The 20,699-nt window shown below is 46.2% G+C and carries 17 protein-coding genes and 1 riboswitch; of the genes, 3 read left to right on the forward strand and 14 right to left on the reverse strand.

Going from position 1 to position 20,699, the window contains the following annotated elements; translation table 11 throughout:
• Positions 1-2: 2 nt before the first annotated feature.
• The 4 genes from dnaE to ACLSU7_RS02695 form a co-directional block, all read right to left on the reverse strand.
• Positions 3-3,539 carry a DNA polymerase III subunit alpha gene (gene dnaE, locus ACLSU7_RS02680; RefSeq protein WP_413294015.1) on the reverse strand — a complete coding sequence of 1,179 codons (3,537 nt, stop codon included), beginning with the start codon at positions 3,537-3,539 and terminating at the stop codon, positions 3-5.
• Between the two features lie 36 nt (positions 3,540-3,575).
• Entirely contained in the window at positions 3,576-4,832 is a 1,257-nt protein-coding gene (locus ACLSU7_RS02685; protein ID WP_413294016.1) for an MFS transporter, read from the reverse strand.
• 64 nt (positions 4,833-4,896) lie between these two features.
• The gene (locus ACLSU7_RS02690; RefSeq protein ID WP_413294017.1) at positions 4,897-5,838 is read right to left on the reverse strand and encodes a hypothetical protein; all 942 of its coding nucleotides are present in this window, start codon (positions 5,836-5,838) and stop codon (positions 4,897-4,899) included.
• Positions 5,839-5,934: 96 nt separating this feature from the next.
• A complete protein-coding gene (locus ACLSU7_RS02695; protein ID WP_413294018.1) occupies positions 5,935-6,675 on the reverse strand; it encodes a DUF5602 domain-containing protein in 741 nt (246 codons plus the stop codon).
• 167 nt (positions 6,676-6,842) lie between these two features.
• On the opposite strand from ACLSU7_RS02695, the gene ACLSU7_RS02700 reads away from it, so the two are divergent.
• Positions 6,843-7,355: a fascin domain-containing protein gene (locus tag ACLSU7_RS02700; RefSeq protein WP_413294019.1), complete on the forward strand. Its 513-nt coding sequence runs from the start codon at positions 6,843-6,845 to the stop codon at positions 7,353-7,355.
• A gap of 40 nt (positions 7,356-7,395) precedes the next feature.
• On the forward strand, positions 7,396-7,830 hold the full coding sequence (locus tag ACLSU7_RS02705; RefSeq protein ID WP_413294020.1) for a cupin domain-containing protein: 435 nt from the start codon (positions 7,396-7,398) through the stop codon (positions 7,828-7,830).
• 6 nt (positions 7,831-7,836) lie between these two features.
• Here ACLSU7_RS02705 and guaA read toward each other — a convergent pair whose 3' ends face one another.
• From guaA to miaB, 7 genes are all read right to left on the reverse strand, one after another.
• Positions 7,837-9,360, reverse strand: a complete 1,524-nt coding sequence (gene guaA, locus ACLSU7_RS02710; protein WP_413294021.1) for a glutamine-hydrolyzing GMP synthase — start codon at positions 9,358-9,360, stop codon at positions 7,837-7,839.
• Between the two features lie 5 nt (positions 9,361-9,365).
• Positions 9,366-10,829, reverse strand: a complete 1,464-nt coding sequence (gene guaB, locus ACLSU7_RS02715) for an IMP dehydrogenase (RefSeq protein ID WP_413294022.1) — start codon at positions 10,827-10,829, stop codon at positions 9,366-9,368.
• Between the two features lie 74 nt (positions 10,830-10,903).
• The gene (locus tag ACLSU7_RS02720; protein ID WP_413294023.1) at positions 10,904-11,422 is read right to left on the reverse strand and encodes a gamma carbonic anhydrase family protein; all 519 of its coding nucleotides are present in this window, start codon (positions 11,420-11,422) and stop codon (positions 10,904-10,906) included.
• A gap of 32 nt (positions 11,423-11,454) precedes the next feature.
• Complete coding sequence (locus ACLSU7_RS02725) at positions 11,455-12,612, reverse strand: formylglycine-generating enzyme family protein (RefSeq protein WP_413294024.1); 1,158 nt, start codon at positions 12,610-12,612, stop codon at positions 11,455-11,457.
• Between the two features lie 74 nt (positions 12,613-12,686).
• Positions 12,687-14,894: a cation:proton antiporter gene (locus ACLSU7_RS02730; protein WP_413294025.1), complete on the reverse strand. Its 2,208-nt coding sequence runs from the start codon at positions 14,892-14,894 to the stop codon at positions 12,687-12,689.
• 61 nt (positions 14,895-14,955) lie between these two features.
• Positions 14,956-15,510 (reverse strand): bifunctional nuclease family protein, encoded by a 555-nt coding sequence (locus tag ACLSU7_RS02735; RefSeq protein ID WP_413294026.1) that lies wholly within the window; start codon positions 15,508-15,510, stop codon positions 14,956-14,958.
• Positions 15,510-16,883: a tRNA (N6-isopentenyl adenosine(37)-C2)-methylthiotransferase MiaB gene (gene miaB, locus ACLSU7_RS02740; RefSeq protein WP_413294027.1), complete on the reverse strand. Its 1,374-nt coding sequence runs from the start codon at positions 16,881-16,883 to the stop codon at positions 15,510-15,512. Before miaB ends, ACLSU7_RS02735 begins: the two co-directional genes overlap by 1 nt.
• Positions 16,884-16,995: 112 nt before the next feature.
• Here miaB and ACLSU7_RS02745 point away from each other — a divergent pair, with 112 nt between their 5' ends.
• Positions 16,996-17,610, forward strand: a complete 615-nt coding sequence (locus ACLSU7_RS02745) for a hypothetical protein (RefSeq protein ID WP_413294028.1) — start codon at positions 16,996-16,998, stop codon at positions 17,608-17,610.
• Positions 17,611-17,722: 112 nt separating this feature from the next.
• Here ACLSU7_RS02745 and ACLSU7_RS02750 read toward each other — a convergent pair whose 3' ends face one another.
• The 3 genes from ACLSU7_RS02750 to ACLSU7_RS02760 form a co-directional block, all read right to left on the reverse strand.
• Positions 17,723-18,199 carry an HNH endonuclease signature motif containing protein gene (locus ACLSU7_RS02750; protein ID WP_413294029.1) on the reverse strand — a complete coding sequence of 159 codons (477 nt, stop codon included), beginning with the start codon at positions 18,197-18,199 and terminating at the stop codon, positions 17,723-17,725.
• A riboswitch (purine riboswitch) is annotated at positions 18,193-18,290 on the reverse strand. It overlaps the preceding gene by 7 nt.
• A gap of 356 nt (positions 18,291-18,646) precedes the next feature.
• On the reverse strand, positions 18,647-19,564 hold the full coding sequence (locus ACLSU7_RS02755) for a hypothetical protein (RefSeq protein ID WP_413294030.1): 918 nt from the start codon (positions 19,562-19,564) through the stop codon (positions 18,647-18,649).
• 68 nt (positions 19,565-19,632) lie between these two features.
• The gene (locus ACLSU7_RS02760; protein ID WP_413294031.1) at positions 19,633-20,616 is read right to left on the reverse strand and encodes a hypothetical protein; all 984 of its coding nucleotides are present in this window, start codon (positions 20,614-20,616) and stop codon (positions 19,633-19,635) included.
• Positions 20,617-20,699: the final 83 nt, after the last annotated feature.

A 20,699-nucleotide genomic window follows, 5' to 3' on the forward strand; every position in this document is an offset into this window, starting at 1 on the left:
TCTTACCTCAATTCAATAAAATCCGTTCGTCCAAAAAGGGAGTGCACCCCTTCAAAGAATTCATTGCTGACATTGACTCCGGATCCCTCGCCTATATCCATCATCACACGGCGACTGACGTCGGGTATATCAATTTCTAGACTGACTGCCGTTGGACCTGGATTCTCGGTCATCAATGATTTTAATCGTCCATAATCTTCGTGCGGAATACGATCCAGCCTAAAGACCATGCGTTTGGTTTTCTTCAGGATATCTTCTAACGGAGACACTGAATCCACCATGATTTTAGCGACACCTTCCTCGACTTCAAGACCGCCACCGATGAGCATCGGACGCTCGTCTTTTAACATCTCGCCATTTTTTGCAAACGCATCAGGGAAGATCACTAACTCCACCGCTCCGGTTAAATCTTCGACCTTGCCGAAGGCCATACGCGTCCCTTTTTTGGTAATAAGCTCGCGAAGCTCTGTAATAAGTCCCGCGACCACCACACGTTTTTTAGCGGCATCACGGTTCTTCCAGTCCTTTTTAGCAGCCTGCATAGCTTCCCATTCCGGAGAACCTTGCGCTGGCATCTGGGCAGGTAAATCGATGATTTTACAAGAAGTAAAAATCTCGGACAAAGTATCAAACCCTTTCAAAGGGTGATCGCTTAGGTAAAAACCTAATACTTCTTTTTCGTAAGCCAGAGACGCCGTTCGGCTCCAAGGTTTAACATCATCCAGTTTTACAATCGTTTCCGCCGAAGGACCCAAATCGAAAAGGGACGACTGCCCCAGTTCACGGTCTTTTTGCAAACCTTGAGCACGGTCCAGGAATTTTTGATAACCCGCCATCAACTGAGCACGGTGCGCACCGAAACCTTCAAAGGCCCCGGCCTTGATCAAACACTCGATCACTTTTTTATTCACACGGCGAAGATCGATCGCATTAAAAAATTCATCCAACGAGTTGAACTTTTTGTCAGGCATGTTTTCACGGGCCTCAACAATCGCTTCCACCGCATTTTGCCCCACACCTTTGATCCCCCCCAGACCGAAGTAAACTTCGTCACCGTGGGCACCAAAGAAGTACTCAGAGAAATTCACATGGGGTGATTTCACTGTGATACCGCGTTTAGCAGCATCCTTAGAGTATTTTACGATTTTTTCTGTATCAGATAACTCGGTAGACAGAAGTGCTGCAAAGAACTCAACCGGATAATGGCATTTCAACCAAGCCGTCTGTAACGTAACAACCGAGTAAGCAGCGGCATGGGATTTATTGAAACCGTAGTCCGCAAACTTATACATCAGATCAAACAGTTCTGACGAACGTTCTTTGTTGTGACCTCTTTCGATCGCACCCTTCATGAAACGTTCACGGTGCTGATCCATTTCTTCTTTGATCTTTTTACCCATCGCACGACGAAGCATGTCGGCTTCACCCAGGGAGTAGCCGGCGATCTTGGAAGCGATACCCATAACTTGCTCTTGGTAAACCATGATCCCGTAGGTCTCTGACAAGACTTCCTTGGTATCTTCAAGCAAATATTCAACAGGAGCTTTACCGTGTTTACGATCCGTAAAATCAGGGATGTTCGCCATCGGACCTGGTCGATACAGTGATGTGATCGCGGTGATATCGGCAAATGAGGATGGACGGATTTTACGAGTGGCATCGGTGATGCCCTCACCCTCGAACTGGAACACCCCCGCCGTATCCCCACGGGACATCATCTCGAAAGTGGCCGTATCGGTCATCGGAATCATGCGCGACGTGATCGTCTTGCCACGATTCTTTTTGATATGCTTTAAAGCCATGTTGATGTGAGTAAGAGTCTTTAGCCCCAAGAAGTCGAATTTGATCAATCCGATTTTCTCGGCATGCTTCATGTCGTATTGAACGACTTGCTCGCCATCGGCACCTTTATACAAAGGCGCATGTTTCACCAACTGACCGTCACCGATGATAACGCCGGCAGCATGGATCCCCGCGTTTCGAACCATACCTTCCACGCGTTGTGCAAGGTCGATCAGTGTGGCAACAGTTGGATTCATCTCCATCATTTCAGTCAGACGAGGCTCCATTTCCAGAGACTCTTTCAAACTGATACCCAATTTATCTGGAATCAATTTAGTTACCTGATCCACTTCTGCGAAAAGCATTCCCAATACACGCCCGACGTCCTTCAACGCCGCACGAGTTTGTAGCTTACCGTAAGTGATGATCTGAGAAACCGAAGCCTGTCCGTACTTTTGAGTCACGTAACGGATCACTTCCTGACGACGATCCTGACAGAAGTCGATATCGAAGTCCGGCATGGAGATACGTTCTGGATTCAAAAAACGCTCGAACAGTAGGAAATTTGGAAGTGGATCCAAATCCGTAATTTTCAAAACATAGGCAACCAAGGAACCCGCACCGGAACCACGACCCGGGCCCACAGGAATGTCGTTATCTTTTGCCCAGCCGATGAAGTCTTGGACGATCAAGAAATAACCGTTGAAGCCCATGCGATCGATAATGCCAAGTTCATAATCCAGGCGTTTATAGTATTCGGGCTTTTTCTCTTCAGGGACGGCCTCACCACGTTCAGCGGCCTCTTCAAAACGCAGCAGCAAACCTTCTTTAGATCGACGGGCGATGTCTTCTTTCAAAGTCACACCTTCATCGGTCGGGAAAGTTGGTAAGTGATAAATCGGCTTACCTGCGTCGTCTTTAAGTTTGAATTTTACATCGCAACGTTCGGCGATTTGCAAAGTATTGCTGACGGCCTCTGGAATATCAGAGAAGAGCTCGACCATTTGCTCGGGTTTTTTAAAATAAAATTCGTCAGTTCCCAAACGGAAACGACCTTCATCACTCAAAGTTTTATTGGTCCCGATACAGATCAAAACCTCTTGGGCGATCTGATCGTCTTGAGTCATGTAGTGAACGTCGTTACTTGCAACCACAGGGACCCCTGTGATTTTAGAAGCTTCCAACAAGAAAGGATTGATTTGATCCCACTCAGGGACACCTGTTCGGCACATTTCCAAATACAGGCGGTCATCAAAGATTTCTTTCAGCTGACGGATTTTCGCAAGCGCCGCATCCGCGCCTTCTTTCATGAAGGCTTCAGCGACTTCGCCACGAAGTCCACCCGTTAAACAAATCAAATCCGAATTGTATTCTTTGATCACTTCATAGTCGATACGAGGTTTCCAATAAAAACCCTCTTGGTAACCAATGGTCGAAAGCTTACAAAGATTTTGATAGCCCTTGGTATTTTGCGCCAGGAACACCAAACGACGTGGCCCCTGAGCCACTTGATCGCGATCTTGTTTTTTCTCTAAACGTGATCCGGGAGCAAGATACGCATCCAATCCCAGCAGTGGCTTGACGTTGTTGTCTTTACAAGCAAAGTAAAATTCAACAGCGCCGAACATGTTCCCGTTATCCGTCAATGCGGCGGCAGGCATATTCATCGCGGCTGCTTTTTTCGCGATCGCTTTGACCCGACAAGCAGCTTCTAAAAGGGAGTACTCAGAATGGACATGTAAATGAACAAAAGACATGTTAAATTCTTATCTTAGCCAGCCCCTTTATTCAAATTAGGAGCCTTGCGTTAACCCCTCTGTGGGGATAAGTTTTTGCTCATCTTTGCCTTGACTCTTATAGCGCCAAAACTGGGGGAGCATAAACCCCGTCAGAACCACCATAACTGCACAAATTAAACCACCACTGGCAATACTCACAGGCACAGAATATTTCGCAGCGACCCATCCCGCCCGTGCATTTCCTAAAAGTGGCCCCGACATGTAAGAGATCATTTCAATCCCCGACAAACGACCGCGCAAATCATTCGGTACGGTTTGATTCCAAATAATACCGCGGAATAAACCACTCATCATGTCAGCCGCCCCCGCCAGACCTAAAAATAAAACGGCGACCCAAAGGTTTTGCGCAAAGCCCACACCAATAATGAAGACTGACCACAAAGTCGCAGCAATCACCACGGCTCGTCCATGATGTTGAACTTTCCCAGTCCAGCCACTGAACAAAGTCATAATCAAAGAACCCACAGCCATCGCCGAAAACAAGGCACCAGCCGCCGTCGCGCCTCCCCAATTTTCAGACATCGCAGGAAATAGTGCGACGGGGAAAGCAAAAACCATCGCCACGATATCAATCACATATGTCCCGACAAGCTCAGGTTTTGAAAGTGCATACTTAAGACCCGCTTTGGCATCTTCCAAAGGAGACACATCTCTTTTTTCCGGAGCCGGCATTCGGCTCATCATCCACAAGGCAATGAAAGCTGCCGCAAAACTCACAACGTCAAAGAAGTAAGCACCCTTCACGCCGAATTTTGCAATCAACACTCCACCTAATGCGGGCCCTACAATAGCGCCTGTGGCCCAACGAAAACTTCCTAAGGCGCCGACAGCGGGATAATCTTCCGGTGCGACGATTTTTTGCGTCATTGCTTCCATTGCCGGACGATGGAAACCCAAGACAGATTGGAAAATCGCGACCAAAACAAAGATCAAAGGAACGGAAGGTTTTTCACGACACGCATTCAAAGCCTGCGCAAGAATAATCAGTGTCATTATGATTTCAGAAGTCAGTAGAAGTTTACGGCGATCCATGCGATCCGCATAAGTGCCGCCCAAAATCCCAAAGATTAACACCGGAAGAAGTTGTGCCAACCCCAACATTCCGACCACCCAGTTATCCTTCGTCAATTCATAGACCTCATAAGGTATGGCAACATAAGTCACCATACTTCCTAAGAGAGAAACCATTTGTCCGAAAAATAAAAGGCGGAAATCACGATACTTGCGAAGAGGAGTCACATTAATAAGCATGAGACATAATAGTGTAACTCCCAGGGATTCGCAAGACTAGGCAACGTTTGAAAGCGCAATGATTTTACAGCGGTTGTGCCTTGAGACTGACGCCTTCGGGCACTGTCGCTTGGTCAAGATTCAGACGATCATTCACAACTGGAATAATCACGGTTTTATCCCCTTCACCGCCATTCACCACGATTTTAATTTGAACACCCTGAATCGCATTGGGGTCCGTACCGCCATCGATATTCCAAAGAGTCGCCACGTCGTTATTGATTTCAATTTTACCACTGTCAGGAATGCTGGAATTTTTCTCCATTGTGACGGACAAGATACTTGGGGCATATCCCTCCGCAACTTTCATATCCAGTTGAAGACGCTGATAAAACTTACCGACAATTCCCATTTTTACTAACGCTGTTTTCACCATCCCTGGAGCTGGCGTCACGAAATCCTGATCCCGCGTGCTATCACCACTGACGACACCAATATATCGTTGCGGCATCTCAGAGTTAGGCACATCCAGCACAAACGGATGTTGAACCGCGCCACCTCCCACCGAGAAGGAGTTAAAGGACAGAATCAGATAACCCGTTTTCACGTCATAGGCGCGATAACCGGTGGCGGCTCCACAACATTGCGAAAGTCCCGTGGTGACCAAACCGAACTCATGGTCGTAATCAATGGACGTTGCATCTTCAGACTTATTCCAAAGGGGAATTTGCAGATTATCGCCCGAGCGCACATCCATTTTTAATTTCCCAGTGATGCCATCAACATCCAAAGAATACTGAGTCGTTAATTTACTATCGACCAAATACAGATTTTGCGAACCACTCGGACCGTACATCACCAGCAATTCATAATTTTGTAAGACCTTTTTAACCTGACGAAGATTATTAAGATCTTTTACATAACCGAAAGCGGAAGTTCCCGCGGTTTGAAAGAAAATATGTTCCGCTGCAACCGCAACGACAGACATTGATGCCATAGCAAGCAAAACCCATTGGAAACGCTTCATGGGACCTCCATTTAATTTAAGTTCTTGAATGACTTAGATGTATCACGTTCCAAGTCATCCACCAGCTCCGTCGTTAAAACACATAGGTGGTGGTGACTACTTCCCGTTGAGTTTCGTCAACTTTTCCAGCGACAACCAATAAAGGTCTTGGACAGAGTCATACATCAGGGAGTACGTGGCAGGATAGCTTCCCGGTTTTGCCACATTTCTTGGTAGGGGAACTTCTTTGGTAAATTGCGGTTTTGTCTGCAAATAAGAAAGCGCCATCATGGGCTCTAAGAAAATCATTTCCCCGTTATAAAAGCCGTAAATATAAGTCGTGGTAAAGGGCTGACCATGGAACTCTGGCGAACGAAGATCCACCCAATGCCATCCCATCATCGGCACTCCGCCGGGTCCGGAAATGTAATAAGGAGGAATGTATTCCGGGATGGGTTGTTTCATGCAAGTCGCATTATCAGTCCCATCACACAGAATCATGTGTCGCTCATGTTTTGTAATAAAATAAAAATGAAAATCAAAATGTGGAACTCCATAGATTTCTTCTGGCACATGCCCCTGAGGGTTCCAGTTCATCGTGAAATGATCAAATGGGGGTACAGAAACTCCCTCGGGCAAATCAAGACTGTATTCATAATCATGACCTTTAGTTGCAGGCAGCCCCTGCAAACATTTTCCTGAAAACACCAATCCCAATGAAGCGGTCATGCCAGATTCATCCATCTTCACGAAACTTGAGGCTTGCCCCTCTCCGATAGTCACAGCCGGCCCTGATATCACCGTTTCCGAATGAGCAGCTAAGGAAAAAAGAAACAAGAAAGTAAAAATTGATTTCATGATGCCTCCAAGTCAGAAGACTTTTTAAATTCTACTCCCCGGATTTTTTCCCACCAATACGGCTGTGCTGAAATTCAATTTGCATTGCAACATCCCGGCCTTGCAAGAAATCGGGAGTAAGAGTTTTCTATAGGCACAACGACATCGCTAACAAGGAGTGATTACCTATGAAAAAGACACTCGTCCTGGGAGGACTGTCTCTGTTGTTCGTGCAATCTTTAGCCAGCATTTCTCTGGCTTGCAATGGACCTATTAAATGCGCAATTAAAACTTACAATGGTCGTTATGTGACCGCGGTCGGTGGCGGCGGAAGAATTACAGATGTGATTCATACCGATGCCAAAAGAATTGGATCTTGGGAAAAGTTCACGTTTGAGGATTCATGTGACGGAGAATCTTATATCAATTATGGAATCAAGACCGTGAAAGGCTATTATCTGACAGCCGTCAGCGGCGGTGGTCGCATCACTGATGTCATTCATTCAGATGCCACGAAGCTCCAGGCGTGGGAGAAATTTAAAACCATCTCCATCGGCGGTGGCTATTATGCTTTGCAAACAATCAGCGGCAACTATGTCACAGCTGTGGGTGGTGGTGGACGGATCACAGACGCAATTCACACCGACGCCACTCAGATCGGAAACTGGGAAAAATTTAAATTGGAATGCGGACTTCAATAAAAAAATGGCGGATCAAATCCGCCTATTTAAGGAGGTAAATATGGTTCAGCAAAGCGATCTTTCGTCTCAACCGCAGCAGTCTAATAAAAATTCCAATATCGTGGGTGCAATCACAGCTTTGGATTTTTCTGAAACAAAAGAAGTCCGTGAATTTCCGTTGGGACGTTTGGAGCTGCTGGATTTTAATGGCGCTGTCGTGGGTCGTGCGACTTTACAACCGGGCTGGAAATGGTCTGAATCTGTAAAACCCATCGCCCAAACTGACAGCTGTCAAGCTCCACACTTTCAGTATCATGTCGCGGGAATTTTAAGAATTAAAATGGATGACGGAAAAGAGATCGAATGCGGTCCCGGTGAAGTTTCACTTATTCCTCCGGGACATGATGCTTGGGTCGTGGGCAATGAACCTGTGGTTCTTATCGACTTCCAGGGCATGGTGGATTATGCCAAGCAAGAGCACACCCACCAGCACTAAATAAAATTATTCCCACTCAATCGTGCCGGGAGGCTTACTGGTGACGTCATAGACCACGCGATTCACACCTTTTACTTTATTCGTAATCAGGTTTGAAACTTCGCGCAGGAAGGTGAATTCGAACGGATACCAATCCGCCGTCATGCCGTCACTGGAAGTCACCGCACGCAATGCCAAAACATGGTCATAGGTTCTGGAATCACCCTGCACGCCCACCGTTTTCACAGGCAAGAGCACGCAGAAAGCCTGCCAGATTTTATCGTACAAGCCATGTTTGCGAAGTTGCGAAATATAAACATCATCCGCATCTTTCAAGATCTGCAATTTCTCAGGCGTCACTTCACCCAAAACACGAATTGCAAGACCAGGGCCCGGGAAGGGATGACGCCACAACAGCTCTTTCGAAAGCCCCAGCTGCGCCCCCATTGCACGCACTTCATCTTTAAAAAGCTCACGTACAGGCTCTAATAGTTTTAAATTCATTTTTTCTGGCAAGCCACCCACGTTGTGATGAGACTTGATGGTCACACTGCCACCGATAGAAGAAACGCTTTCAATGACATCCGGATACAGCGTTCCTTGAGCAAGCCATTTAATGGGAAGTGATTTATCGTAGCTCTTATCAAACACTTCAATAAACACGCGACCAATGGCTTTTCGCTTATCCTCAGGATCTGTTTTTCCAGCCAGGGCCGTCATAAATTCCGTCGAAGCATCAACGCCGCGAACATTCAACCCCAAGCCCTGATAGCTTTGCAGGACATTTTCATATTCATTTTTGCGAAGCAATCCATTATCGACAAATACGCAGTGAACACGATCCGCACCCAGCGCTTTCGTCAGTAACGTCGCAACCACAGTGGAATCCACACCGCCACTTAGCCCCACCAACACATGATCATCAGGAGCAACCTTTTGACGAATGTCTGCCATCAAATGATCTTTGATATGTGGAGCATCCCAGTCAGCAGGGGCTTTACACATATCTTCGGTAAAATGTTTCAATAAATCCAAACCATGCTCTGTGTGAGCCACCTCAGGATGGAATTGCACCGCCAGGACGTTCTCTCCGCGCATCGCGGCCGGATGATCACCATCAGAATGAGCAATGACTTTAAAGCCCTCAGGAACTGCTTCAACGACGTCACCGTGACTCATCCAGACTTTCTGTTTTTGCGGGACACCTTTTACGACTTCAGTCCATGTTACATAATTAAGGCCGTACTCACGATGCTGAGCTTTCGTAACTTTACCACCCAAAGAATGAGTCAATAATTGCATTCCATAACAAACGCAAAACAAAGGACTTATGTTACGAAGTTCCTGGATATTTCTTTGCGGAGATCCTGTTTCATAAACCGAATTCGGTCCGCCGCTAAGAATGATTCCATAGGGTTTCTTTTTGATGATTTCTTCTGTGGGATATTGGTAAGAATGAATCTCAGAGTAATATCCCATTTCACGCAAACGGCGCGCAATCAGCTGAGTGAATTGCGAACCGAAATCCAAAATGATAAATCCACGTAGCATAATGATTAACTTTCAATTCTATAGTTCGGAGCTTCTTTGGTGATGCTGACATCATGCACATGGGATTCACGCAGACCCGCAGCACTGATTTGGACAAATTTTGCCCGTTTTTGTAGTTCATCAATATTGCCTGCGCCCAAATATCCCATACCAGATTTCAAACCACCCACAAGCTGATGAATAATTCCCGAAGCAGGCCCCTTGTAAGCAACTTTTCCTTCGATACCTTCTGGAACCAATTTCTCATTGTCTTCGATATCCATTTGTCCGTAGCGATCTTTTGAACCACGAGCCATGGCTCCAATGGAACCCATGCCACGGTAAACTTTGTAACTACGTCCCTGGAACAAGATTGTTTCACCTGGTGACTCTTCAGCACCCGCAAGCAGGTTACCGATCATAACGGTGTTGGCGCCCAACGCTAAGGCCTTCGTGATATCACCAGAAAATTTAATACCGCCGTCGGCTATAATTGTTTTGCCCGCAGCCTTCGCAACACGCGCACAATCCATCACCGCAGTAATTTGCGGCATACCGACACCAGCCACCACACGCGTTGTACAGATGCTTCCAGGTCCCACGCCGACTTTTACAACGTCAGCGCCCGCATCAATCAAAGCTTTCGTGCCATCCGCTGTGACAACATTTCCGGCAATGATAATGACGTCTTTATATTTCTTAGAAACATGTTTCACCATGTCCAAAACATTTTTGGAATGACCATGAGCTGTATCCACACACAAAACGTCGACACCAGCTGTGACCAAAGCTTCGGCACGCTCCGCAGAGTCAGTTCCAACGCCAATGGCAGCGCCTACAAACAAACGACCGTGATTGTCTTTCGTCGCCTGCGGATAGTTCTTGGCTTTTTCGATGTCTTTGATTGTGATCAGACCTTTAAGTTTACCCTTTGCATCCACCACCGGAAGTTTTTCGATACGGTGTTTTTGCAAAATCTTTTTCGCTTCTTCAAGCGTCGTTCCCATTTTCGCCGTGACCAGACTTTCTTGAGTCATCAGGTTGCGAATCGGTTGATTGAAATTTTCTTCAAAGCGTAAATCACGGTTTGTCAGAATCCCCACCAACAAACCATCCACTGTGATCGGAACACCACTGATCGAAAATTTTTCCATCAAATCTAAAGCTTCTTGCACCAGATGATCCGGCCCCAATGTAATGGGATCCATGATCATGCCGCTTTCGTATTTTTTTACTTTTTCAACTTCAAGCGCTTGTTTCTCGATCGAGAAATTTTTATGGATGATCCCCAAACCACCAAATTGAGCCATCACGCGTGCGGTGCGGTTTTCGGTGACCGTATCCATGGCTGCCGAAACAATCGGCGTATTTAAAAATTTATCCCGTGCAAAAAAAGATCTTGGCACCACATCTGTGGGAATAATTTCTGAGAATTGAGGAAGAAGTAAGATATCGTCGAAAGTCAGTGCTAAAGGGATTTCACGTTCCATAAAAAACTCCTGAGATCATTCTCTGTTGAATCAATTCAGAGTTCAACAAGAAGACCTTCAGGGTTTCGTTAAGACTAGACCTCGTCGTACCATGTTTTATAGAGGAGATAATTGTCTGCTGACTTCTCCAGCAAAGCGACTTCTTCATCCGTTAAAGCGCGTTTAACTTTGGCAGGACGCCCCATAACCAGACTGCGTGGAGGAATTTCGGTGCCTTCTGTCAATAAAGACCCGGCACCAATCAAGCAATGCTCTCCCACTTTTACGCCATCCATCAAAATAGAACCCATACCCACCAGTGTCGCACGACCGACTTCACACCCGTGCAACATAACTAAATGCCCAATAGTGACTCGATCATGCAATGTCGTTCCATACTTTCCGTATGTTCCATGAATCACGCTGCCATCTTGAACATTCACTTCTTTGCCCAATTTAATCGGCATAACGTCACCACGAATGGTCACATTGTACCAAATGGATGAACTCTCGCCGATTTCGACATCACCAATGATGCGAGCGTTATCAGCGATAAAAACTTTTTCAGCGACCAACGGTGTTTTGCCACGTGCTTTGACGAAAGGACTGCTCATAAAAACCTCGAAACCAATCCTATCATAGAAGCTTAGCGATAGAGGGAAAATTTTTGTGCTGGCTGCTTATACGAGGCGTTCGCAGGTTCCGATGTCACCAGTCGAAAACCTACCTGAGGAGAACCACTCCACACATCGCCACGACGACGCGCACCAGGATCTAAGTTAGAACAAAAAGAATCCGTACACAGATAAGAGCCACCTTTTTGCACACGTTTTTTATAGGAGGGATCAGGACCTTTTTCTGAACTTTTAGGCCCCTGGGGATTGAAGGAAACTTTATCTCCAACCATTTTGAAATAATCGGCACGATACCAATCCGACACCCACTGCCAAACATTTCCAGTCATGTCATACAGTCCATAGCCATTCGGTGGAAAGCTTCCCACCGGTGAAAGTCCCTTAAAGCCGTCTTCGGCCGAATCAAAATAAGGAAAATTTCCCTGCCAGGTGTTCGCCATGAATTTCCCCAGCGGCCGAAACTCTTTGCCCCAGCTAAAGGGCATTCGATCCAGTCCACCACGCGCAGCATATTCCCATTCCGCTTCCGTAGGCAGTCGCTTACCACGAAACTGAGCATAAGCCTCAGCATCTGCATACGAGACATGAATCACGGGCATCAACTCACGCCCACGTAAATCACTTCCTGGCCCCTCGGGGTGTCGCCAATTTGCACCCGGCTGCCAACGCCAATAAACAGAACCCGAAATTCCTAAGTCCGTACGTTCAATGCGAGGACTAAAAATAATGGCTCCCGGAACCAGAAGTTCCTGTGGTAAATCCGGATAATCCTTAGGATCCAAGCGTCTTTCCGCGACCGTCTCATATCCCGTCTGCTCTACAAAATCCATAAAGTCTCGATTGGTCACCAGATACTGATCCATCCAAAAGCCGTCGACGCGGACTCGATGCTGAGGTTGTGCATCGATAACAGATGGATTGTCACTCCCCATCCAAAATTCCCCACCAGGAATCCAAACCATGCTTTGACCAAAATTTGGATTGGAGGGCTTCATCGCCACTTCAGAATCAGGGACCGAAGTTTCACGTGCGGCAACGGCACCGTCTTGAGTCTCTGATTGCGTCTCGGGGGTTTGCAAATGAGTGATCGCGGTAGAACCACCGGCGAAAAGCCCCAGAGCTAAAAAGGCGGAGAAAAAAAGAATCTTAGGCGAAGACTTTGTAAGCATGACCGAAGCCTTTCATACAAAACTTTAAAAGATACTTTTCTAATTTTCGTTTTTTCCCCATGTACGGTCGATATTTATTCCGACACAAACCAGACTAGATCACCTGCCTGCAAAACCGTACCAGCAGAGGGTCCTAGAATTCTTTCCTTACCGCGCTCCACACAAACGACCAGGATTTTTTTAGATTCCCTAATACCACTCTCGCGAATGGTCTTGCCTAGATAAGTCGCTTCATCTTGAACGACGAAAGAGCCCATACGATACTTCGGTGTTTCCGCTTCCTGCCATCTGTGATTTTTTTCTTGTTCCACCTTGTGATTTAAATCCAGCAATTCCGCCTCGCTGCCGAAGCAGACGATTTTATCAAAGGGCCAAAGAATAAAATCCCCCGCAGGTGCAAAAAATCGACGAGTTCCACGGATGACGGAAGCGATGGTCACAGAATAATTTTCTTTAAATTTTAATTCACGCAAGGTTCGCCCTGCCCATGTGGAATCCACTGCCACTTCGAGAACGCTGATCGAAGCATCCCACGGCAGGGCAAGGTGCGTGACCTCATCGCGTTTAGAAATCTCTTCGCGCTCTTTTTCGGTCAGATTAGACAGGAACTCCCCTTCGAAAAGCTTATAAACTTTTTCACCATATCGGTAAGAGAGAACACCCATAACTAAAACCGAACCGATCAAAGCACCCGACGCAAATTTCAAAGAAACGAATTGCGCCACCAAGCCCGCCAGCAACAATATCGCCAAAAGCACTCGCACGAAGGTCACCCCTGGAATCAAGCGACGAAGCTTGGCCATGACATCCAGATCTTGGGTCATTTTTTTTGAGGGACGTCCTTTGACCAAGCCCCAGAAAAATGGTGCCGAAACGATCATACAAAGCATTAAACTGACGCCATTCACATGCTGGAATTCGGGCAGAGCTTTCTGTAAAAACTGTGCAGCGAACTTTTTAAATCCAAACATCAACGCCACTATCACCACAGAATTCAAAATAATCTTCATTCCATAGGCTTCAGCCAATAAAGAACCCACACTGCGAGTTCCTTGACGTTCAAAAGATGACTTATAGTTGTCCATCGCCTTTTTTAAACGATCCGGCAAAACACGATCCATAGCTTCCGTAAACCACGGCGAGGCTTTGATCAAATAAGGCGTTGTAAAGGTTGTGACCGCAGAAACCGCCACCGCCAAAGGATAAATAAAATCACTCGTGACTTTGAGTGTTGTGCCCAAGGCCGCAATGATAAAAGAAAACTCTCCAATTTGCGCCAGACTCATTCCGGACTGCATGGAGGTTTTACGACTTTGCCCAGTCAACAATGCACCAAGATAAGTACTTAGGAATTTACCAAGAATCGTCACTAAAGTCAGAAGCAGAATCAAGATGGGTTTATCCATGATGATTTGCGGATCAATCATAGTTCCCACAGAAACAAAAAAGACCGCTGCAAAAAGATTTTTCACGGGGTTGATCAGCTTTTCGATATGGTGGCCTTCGGGAGTTTCTGCCAAAAGTGATCCCATTACAAAGGCACCCAATGCTGGGGAGAATCCTGCCAAGGATGAGATCGCAACCATCATGAAACAAAGAGCGATAGAAACAATCAAAGTCGTTTCTTCTTCAAGCAGCGTTCGGATCTTGCGAAGGAAAACTGGCAAAAGAAAAATCCCTACAACGAACCATAACAAAATAAAGAACACCATTCGCAGGGTCACCGTCATTAGAGACCCCATATTCAACCCTTCACTCATGGCCAGCGAAGGCAATAGGACCAAAAGCAAAACGGCGACAATGTCTTCGACGATCAAAATACCGAAGACCAGCTCAACAAAGCGCTGACCTTTCATATTTAGCTCTTGGAACGCGCGCACAATGATAGTGGTTGATGAAATAGAAAGCACTCCACCCATGAAAAGGCTGTCGATGGAGTTCCAGCCCAGCAACCTTCCCACCAGGTATCCCAACCCCACCATGAAAATCACTTCAAACACAGCAGTGAAGCCGGCTGAACCACCCACTTTTACCAATTTTTTAAAACTGAACTCCAGGCCCAAACCAAAAAGCAGAAAGATAACGCCGATCTCCGCCCATGTATTAATATTGGCCTTATCTTGAATTGTCGGAAGATACGGAAAATGCTGACTGACCAGAAAACCCGCAATAAGGTAACCCAGCACCAGTGGCTGGCGAAGCTTTTTAAACAGCAGGGTCACCAAGGCGCCCACTACCAGAATTATCCCAAGATCGTAAATTAGTGGTGGTAGATGAATCATGGCTCTATTGTTTCAACAACAGAGCCTTAACACAATTTGCAGTACAGCAATTTTTCAAATGTTAATTTAGATATCTAGGCTTTTCGCCAGACATGTTTTGGAGTACGTGGGAATTACTCTCAACAGTTGCACTCATTACCTTCGAGCGACCGATATAATTCTTTGTCGCAAAAATCGGAGTGTTCAAGTGCAGACACAAAGACATCGCCTCATCCGCGCGCACTTTGATCGAGTTGGATTTTGGATGTCCTGTCAGATAAAGACGAACGTACTGATTGGCACCCTTGATTTCCACAAACACGGCCTGGCGCACTTCAATCCCCAAAGACTCCATCAAAAGCTGAGTGAATTTGTGAGGAGTGGATTCAGCAATACTTTTATTTGATTGAGACAAAGCCACACCCGCTTCAATCGGCGAAACCGCCACTGGCAAGGTGTAAGCATGAGATGCATCTTTCAACAATAAAAACGGACGAGACACATCCCCCGTCACAGAAAGACCGTACGGAAACAATTGCACCAGGTCTTCCTGGTGAAAAGTTTCTTCATCGTGAGATTCCTCAGCGAAGATGATGTCGGCTCTAAGATTGTTCAGATCCAATACTTGTTCTTTCATTATTGAACCAATTCTCCGTGGAATGTTGCCGGGAAAGCACGTGTGATGCGAACATCCACAGTTTTCCCGATCAAATCAGCAGAGCCTTTTAAGTGAACAAGTTTGTTACCCGTGCTGCGACCGTGAACTTTTCCTTCTTCACGGTCCGTATTTTCAACCAAAACTTTCAGGACTTGGCCTTCGTATCTTTTAACAAGCTCAAAGGACATTTTATCGTGCATATCAAACAGGCGATTCAAACGCTCGGATTTTACTTCTTCAGCAATTTGATCTTCGAATTTTGCAGCCTTCGTAAATGGACGTGGGGAGTACTTGAACGCAAAGATCGTCTCAAAGCCACCCTCTTGAACCATGTTCATCGTATCCTGGAAGTCCTCTTCCGTCTCACCCGGGAAGCCCACGATGATGTCGGTCGAGAAAACAACATTCGGAATCGATTTGCGAAGCATCGCGATTTTTTCCAAATACTCTTCACGCGTGTAAATACGATTCATACGCGCTAATACGCGCGTGCTGCCGCTTTGGAATGGCAAATGGATATACTCCATGATTTTATCCTGATGAGCCGCCATCGTATCCGCAAGCTTTTGATTAAAGTCTTTCGGATGAGATGTCGTAAAACGAATTCTTTCCACATCAGTTTCTGTTGCGACTTTCGCCATCAAATCAGCAAAATCGACATCGCTGTCGGAATAAGAATTTACGTTTTGCCCCAGCAACGTCACTTCCTTCATCCCGCGCTTCACCAGATGACGGATGTCCGTCAGGATATGCTGCAAAGGACGAGATTTTTCGCGACCACGAGTGTAAGGCACCACACAGAACGTACAGAAATTATCGCAGCCTTTTGTGATATTCACGAAAGTCGCGACACCTGGATTACGAACCATGGTTTCGATGTGATAAGGCGCACGATGCTGAAACTTAGCATTGATGCGCTTTTCACGATCCATAAAGCTATCAGCCACCAGATACGGAAGACTGTCGATTTGATCCGTTCCGAAAACGAAATCGATCATCGGCTGATTTTTAATAAGATTTTCTTTTTCCTGCTGGCCCACGCAGCCACCAACGCCAATGCGAAGCTCAGGATTTTTCTCTTTCATCTTTCTGAAAGTTCCGACCTCGGAATAAACTTTATGCACTGGTTTTTCACGAACACTGCAAGAATTGATAATGATCAAAGACGCTTCTTCCGGAGTTTGCACAGGCACGAAATTTTGCATTTCCAAAAGAGAGTGCATACGTTCGGTGTCGTTCACGTTCATCTGGCAACCGTACGTAGAAATGTAGACGCCACGGCCCTGACCGACATCTTGATTCATACTCTGAATTTGATTGGTGATTTCAGGATTTTGGCTCAATTCATCCACGGTTCTTACCTCTGCCTCTCGGTTCCCGAGAGTCCTTACCTCTTGTGTCATCAAAGAAAGTGAGTTATAGAGGTTCACTTTAGAAATGTCAAAGTTCGAGGAGCCACTCTCTATGAATCCAAGACTGAAAAGTTCCAAAAAATGGACTAATTTCCCCAAAGAGTACTCAGATCAAATTCAAACGGTGTTCAACGAGAATTTCGCTCAATACCTAGATGAAGCTGAACTGATTATCGAAGGTCGTATCTACACCGAAGAGATTGTGCTGCGCGTTGGATATCACGAACAAGGTCGCTTGGCACAGGCGAACTTTGAAGTGTCCATGAACTACTCTCAAGAACAACAAGACGCCGTTTCTCGTATCCACAATTGCGTGGATGCCGCGGCCTCCATGATGATGGAATACTTTGAAAAAGAAGGCGAAGTGGACTTCCCCTACGTGTGGCAGGAGTTCCCGTTCCAAGGCAAAAAACTTTACCTTCAATTCTCCACAGAAAACTCCAGTCTGGAAGCTGAAGCGAACAAGCTTTTGGGCGTTGACGATGACTCGATGATTTACGAAGAAACCGAATCCGAAGATGCTCTTTCCAGAGCGGAAAAAAGCGAAGAGCTCAGCCCTCCCCGCGATGATGACGATGAAGAATCAGAAGAGGACGAAGAAGACTCTGATGACGACGATGAAAAAGGACCGCGCATGTTTAGCGGGAATAAAAAAAAGCTCCACTAAGGAGCTTTTTTTTGCCTCTAACGGGATGATTTCCACTAACCATCCAAACGAAAAAGGCCCACCCCTAATACTGGAAGTGAGCCTTACCCCTCGAGAGAGATAACTAAATCAATTATAGAGCGTATGCGCGCGCTAGGATCGCAGGAACTTGATCCAAGTTGTTTTTCGCTTGAACGATGATACGAACGGCATCTTTTTGCAAAAGCTTGCCTTCAGCCATCTTTTCACAAAGAACTTGTTCCAGTTTATCTGTAACTTCGTACACAGATTTGTGTTGTGGCCACAAGTTATCGATGTTGTTAGATCCACCCATGCAAAGTGGGATGTAGTGGTCGATTTTGAAATCTTGGCGATCCATTTGTCGAGTGCGGAAGCCCAATTGATCATAGGCTGCGAAACGACCTCTTTTAACGTCAGAATCAACGTCACGCTCACAGTAGTTGATACCTTCTGGATAACGGTGTTCGCTTGGACGAGAGCACAATGAACCCGGAGTCAGATTGTGATCTGGCCCGATTGGAAATTGCTCTTGAGCGTGTGAAGTAACGGAAGCAACAAGGATCGCGAAAAGAACGAATAAGTTCTTCATTTATATCTCCAAATAGTCTGCCATTAATGGTGGCAGGTAGAAACGTCGGACCGTATTTCCGACATATATTTAGGTAACTTGCGGCTACTGGTACCAATCTGGGTTCGAGATAGCAACAAAATATGTACTACAAAATTCCATGACGCAAGCACTCGCGCCACCAACAAAAAGTTAACAAATGACAACCCCACGATTTCCCAAACAATTCCCCCACTCCCAACCCTCCCATACCCGCCCCCGCCCCCGCCCCCAAAAGGCGGCCCTTTGCGCGCAGCAGCAAAGCAGCCAAAAAAAAAAGCCCCACTCGTCAGAGTGAGGCTTTCCCAAATCAATAATCAAATTTAAGCGTGCTGGAAAATTCGATTTAACAAGGCGCCAGGAGGAAGCTGTACTATCAGTACAGCGACGACGCAGCAACGCAGGTAAATCGGATTTGCCAGTGCGCGACTAGTACTCGTCGTCGTCGCTGGCCCCAGACCCGGAGTCACCCATTCCGCGCACTTCTTCGATGAAGGCGTTCGTATCCTCTTCAAACTCGTTTTCTGCTCCTGATTCGTCAATCTCAAGCTCCTGAATCGCAGCTAAGAAATCTTTCTCAGTACGCAAATCGCGACGGATCATCTCTAGGAATTTATCTGGATAACGTGACGTCAATTCCTCAACGTAACGCTCAAGTTTACCATCCGTAAGGATCTTCTTACGAACTTGGATTTTCTTCCAAAACAAGAGGTAGTGGTAACGGCAGTAAACATCAACAACCGCAACTTGATCGCAATCGCGAGCGCGGCAGTAACGACGGCCTTCAGCGTCTGTCAGTACGATTTCTTCGTCTGACTTGTCTTTGTCTTCAGGAGCCCATTCCTCAACGACGTCGATCTCCTCTTCGGATTCTTCAACGGCTTTAAGTTCCTCTTCATACTCCCCGATCTCATCGCCCATCATGTCGTCATCAGCGATAAAATCATCATCCATTTCAGAGTCGTCTTTTTCTTTGCCTTTACCTTTCGCGCCTTTTTTAGCTGCTTTCGCATCTTTTTTAGGAGCTACAGTTTTTTCCGGCGCAGGAGCGGCCGCGGCCTTTTTCTCGACTTTCTCTTTTTTTGCAACTTCGGCTTTAGTCTCTTTGACTTCCTTTGCGGATTTCGCAGGAACTTTTGCCTTAGGCTCAACCTTTGCTTCGACCTTTTTCTTAACTTCCGGTTTTTTTGGAGCTGCCTTTACAGGAGCTTTTTCAACCTTCTTCTTAACAACAGTTTTCGGAGCTGCTTTTTTAGGTGCAGGTTTTGACGCAGCTTTTACTGGGGCTTTTTTAGCCGATTTTGCTGGTGTCTTTGCTGCGGGCTTCTTTTTAACGATTTTTGCCATTATTTTACCTAGTTGACGATGGTGAATGTACCTTCAAATACCTGAATCATAGAGCTTGGGCTGTCAACTCATTTCACTAGAATTGTCGCCTCTTGGCTGCGCACAGAAATACTCCCTCTTTGTGTCGTGCCACGCAGACGTCCACGAACACTTTTCTCTGAGCTGAGTTTGTTCACTTTCAATTCATTCGGAACGAATATTTCACCATCCACCGTATACAGATTGACGCTAGCCCCCGAAGCCGCTGGTGATGTGATATTAATGCGACCTGCTTTGGATTTCACATCCACTTCCGAATCCAGCGCCATGGTGATGCTGACGTTTCCTTCTTGGTTTTGTCCTTCAAGACGCCCCTGGAACGCCTGCAAATTCAAACTGCCTTTGCCATTTTCAAACTGGATTGTGCCAGAACCTTGGTTCACTTTTCCAGTGGCCTGCTGTGTTGAAAGTGACAAAAAGCCACGAACTTTTTCGATATTCAACTGACCGGAAAACATCGACGCATCGATGTCCCCCTGGATGTTTTTTAGATTCATTACACCTGAATATCCGTCGGCATTCACGCGACCGATATGATCGCTGACGCTGATCTCACCTTTTTGCACGTAAAGCTGCAGGGAGCCAGTGCCATTGGAGGTCACGGTGCGACCTGAAGTCATACTCACTTTCAGATCTTTGCTCCATTTTTGCGCAATGACGCTACCACCTTTGAGCTGAATCTCCACCGGAATCGCAGCCCCGGAAATTTCGATTTTTTTCATCTGAGAGTTCGCTTTCGGCAAGATATTCATCCAGGTTTTCTTGCTGCCGAATTCATTCATGCTGACTTCGATGGTATTATCTTTCTTAGTCACCACGTAAGCGCCTTCCATACCTGACTCGTCCACTCCAGAGATTTTTACGGCATTGGCCCCTGGCACCGCGACAAGTTGCACCTGGGCTTCAAAACCTTTAAGAACCAAACGAGTGCCTTCTTGAACCGGAGCCTCGAACGTGGCTGCAAAAAGAGGCTGAACAAAAAGACTCATCAAGATGACCGTGATCGCTGACATGCGTTGTCTCCAAATTCTGAAATATTGACTCAGACTCTATTTAAGATAATTTTTTTACGATTTTCAACATGAAGAGGTGAATT

Origin of the sequence: Bdellovibrio sp. HCB185ZH, assembly GCF_047302455.1 — a bacterium.
Taxonomy (GTDB): domain Bacteria; phylum Bdellovibrionota; class Bdellovibrionia; order Bdellovibrionales; family Bdellovibrionaceae; genus Bdellovibrio.

Excerpts from the sequence above, each read along its gene's own strand:
- dnaE (WP_413294015.1), bottom strand. The coding sequence starts at position 3,539 with ATGTCTTTTGTTCATTTACATGTCCATTCTGAGTACTCCCTTTTAGAA.
- ACLSU7_RS02685 (WP_413294016.1), bottom strand. The coding sequence starts at position 4,832 with ATGCTTATTAATGTGACTCCTCTTCGCAAGTATCGTGATTTCCGCCTT.
- ACLSU7_RS02690 (WP_413294017.1), bottom strand. The coding sequence starts at position 5,838 with ATGAAGCGTTTCCAATGGGTTTTGCTTGCTATGGCATCAATGTCTGTC.
- ACLSU7_RS02695 (WP_413294018.1), bottom strand. The coding sequence starts at position 6,675 with ATGAAATCAATTTTTACTTTCTTGTTTCTTTTTTCCTTAGCTGCTCAT.
- ACLSU7_RS02700 (WP_413294019.1), top strand. The coding sequence starts at position 6,843 with ATGAAAAAGACACTCGTCCTGGGAGGACTGTCTCTGTTGTTCGTGCAA.
- ACLSU7_RS02705 (WP_413294020.1), top strand. The coding sequence starts at position 7,396 with ATGGTTCAGCAAAGCGATCTTTCGTCTCAACCGCAGCAGTCTAATAAA.
- guaA (WP_413294021.1), bottom strand. The coding sequence starts at position 9,360 with ATGCTACGTGGATTTATCATTTTGGATTTCGGTTCGCAATTCACTCAG.
- guaB (WP_413294022.1), bottom strand. The coding sequence starts at position 10,829 with ATGGAACGTGAAATCCCTTTAGCACTGACTTTCGACGATATCTTACTT.
- ACLSU7_RS02720 (WP_413294023.1), bottom strand. The coding sequence starts at position 11,422 with ATGAGCAGTCCTTTCGTCAAAGCACGTGGCAAAACACCGTTGGTCGCT.
- ACLSU7_RS02725 (WP_413294024.1), bottom strand. The coding sequence starts at position 12,612 with ATGCTTACAAAGTCTTCGCCTAAGATTCTTTTTTTCTCCGCCTTTTTA.
- ACLSU7_RS02730 (WP_413294025.1), bottom strand. The coding sequence starts at position 14,894 with ATGATTCATCTACCACCACTAATTTACGATCTTGGGATAATTCTGGTA.
- ACLSU7_RS02735 (WP_413294026.1), bottom strand. The coding sequence starts at position 15,510 with ATGAAAGAACAAGTATTGGATCTGAACAATCTTAGAGCCGACATCATC.
- ACLSU7_RS02745 (WP_413294028.1), top strand. The coding sequence starts at position 16,996 with ATGAATCCAAGACTGAAAAGTTCCAAAAAATGGACTAATTTCCCCAAA.
- ACLSU7_RS02750 (WP_413294029.1), bottom strand. The coding sequence starts at position 18,199 with ATGAAGAACTTATTCGTTCTTTTCGCGATCCTTGTTGCTTCCGTTACT.
- ACLSU7_RS02755 (WP_413294030.1), bottom strand. The coding sequence starts at position 19,564 with ATGGCAAAAATCGTTAAAAAGAAGCCCGCAGCAAAGACACCAGCAAAA.
- ACLSU7_RS02760 (WP_413294031.1), bottom strand. The coding sequence starts at position 20,616 with ATGTCAGCGATCACGGTCATCTTGATGAGTCTTTTTGTTCAGCCTCTT.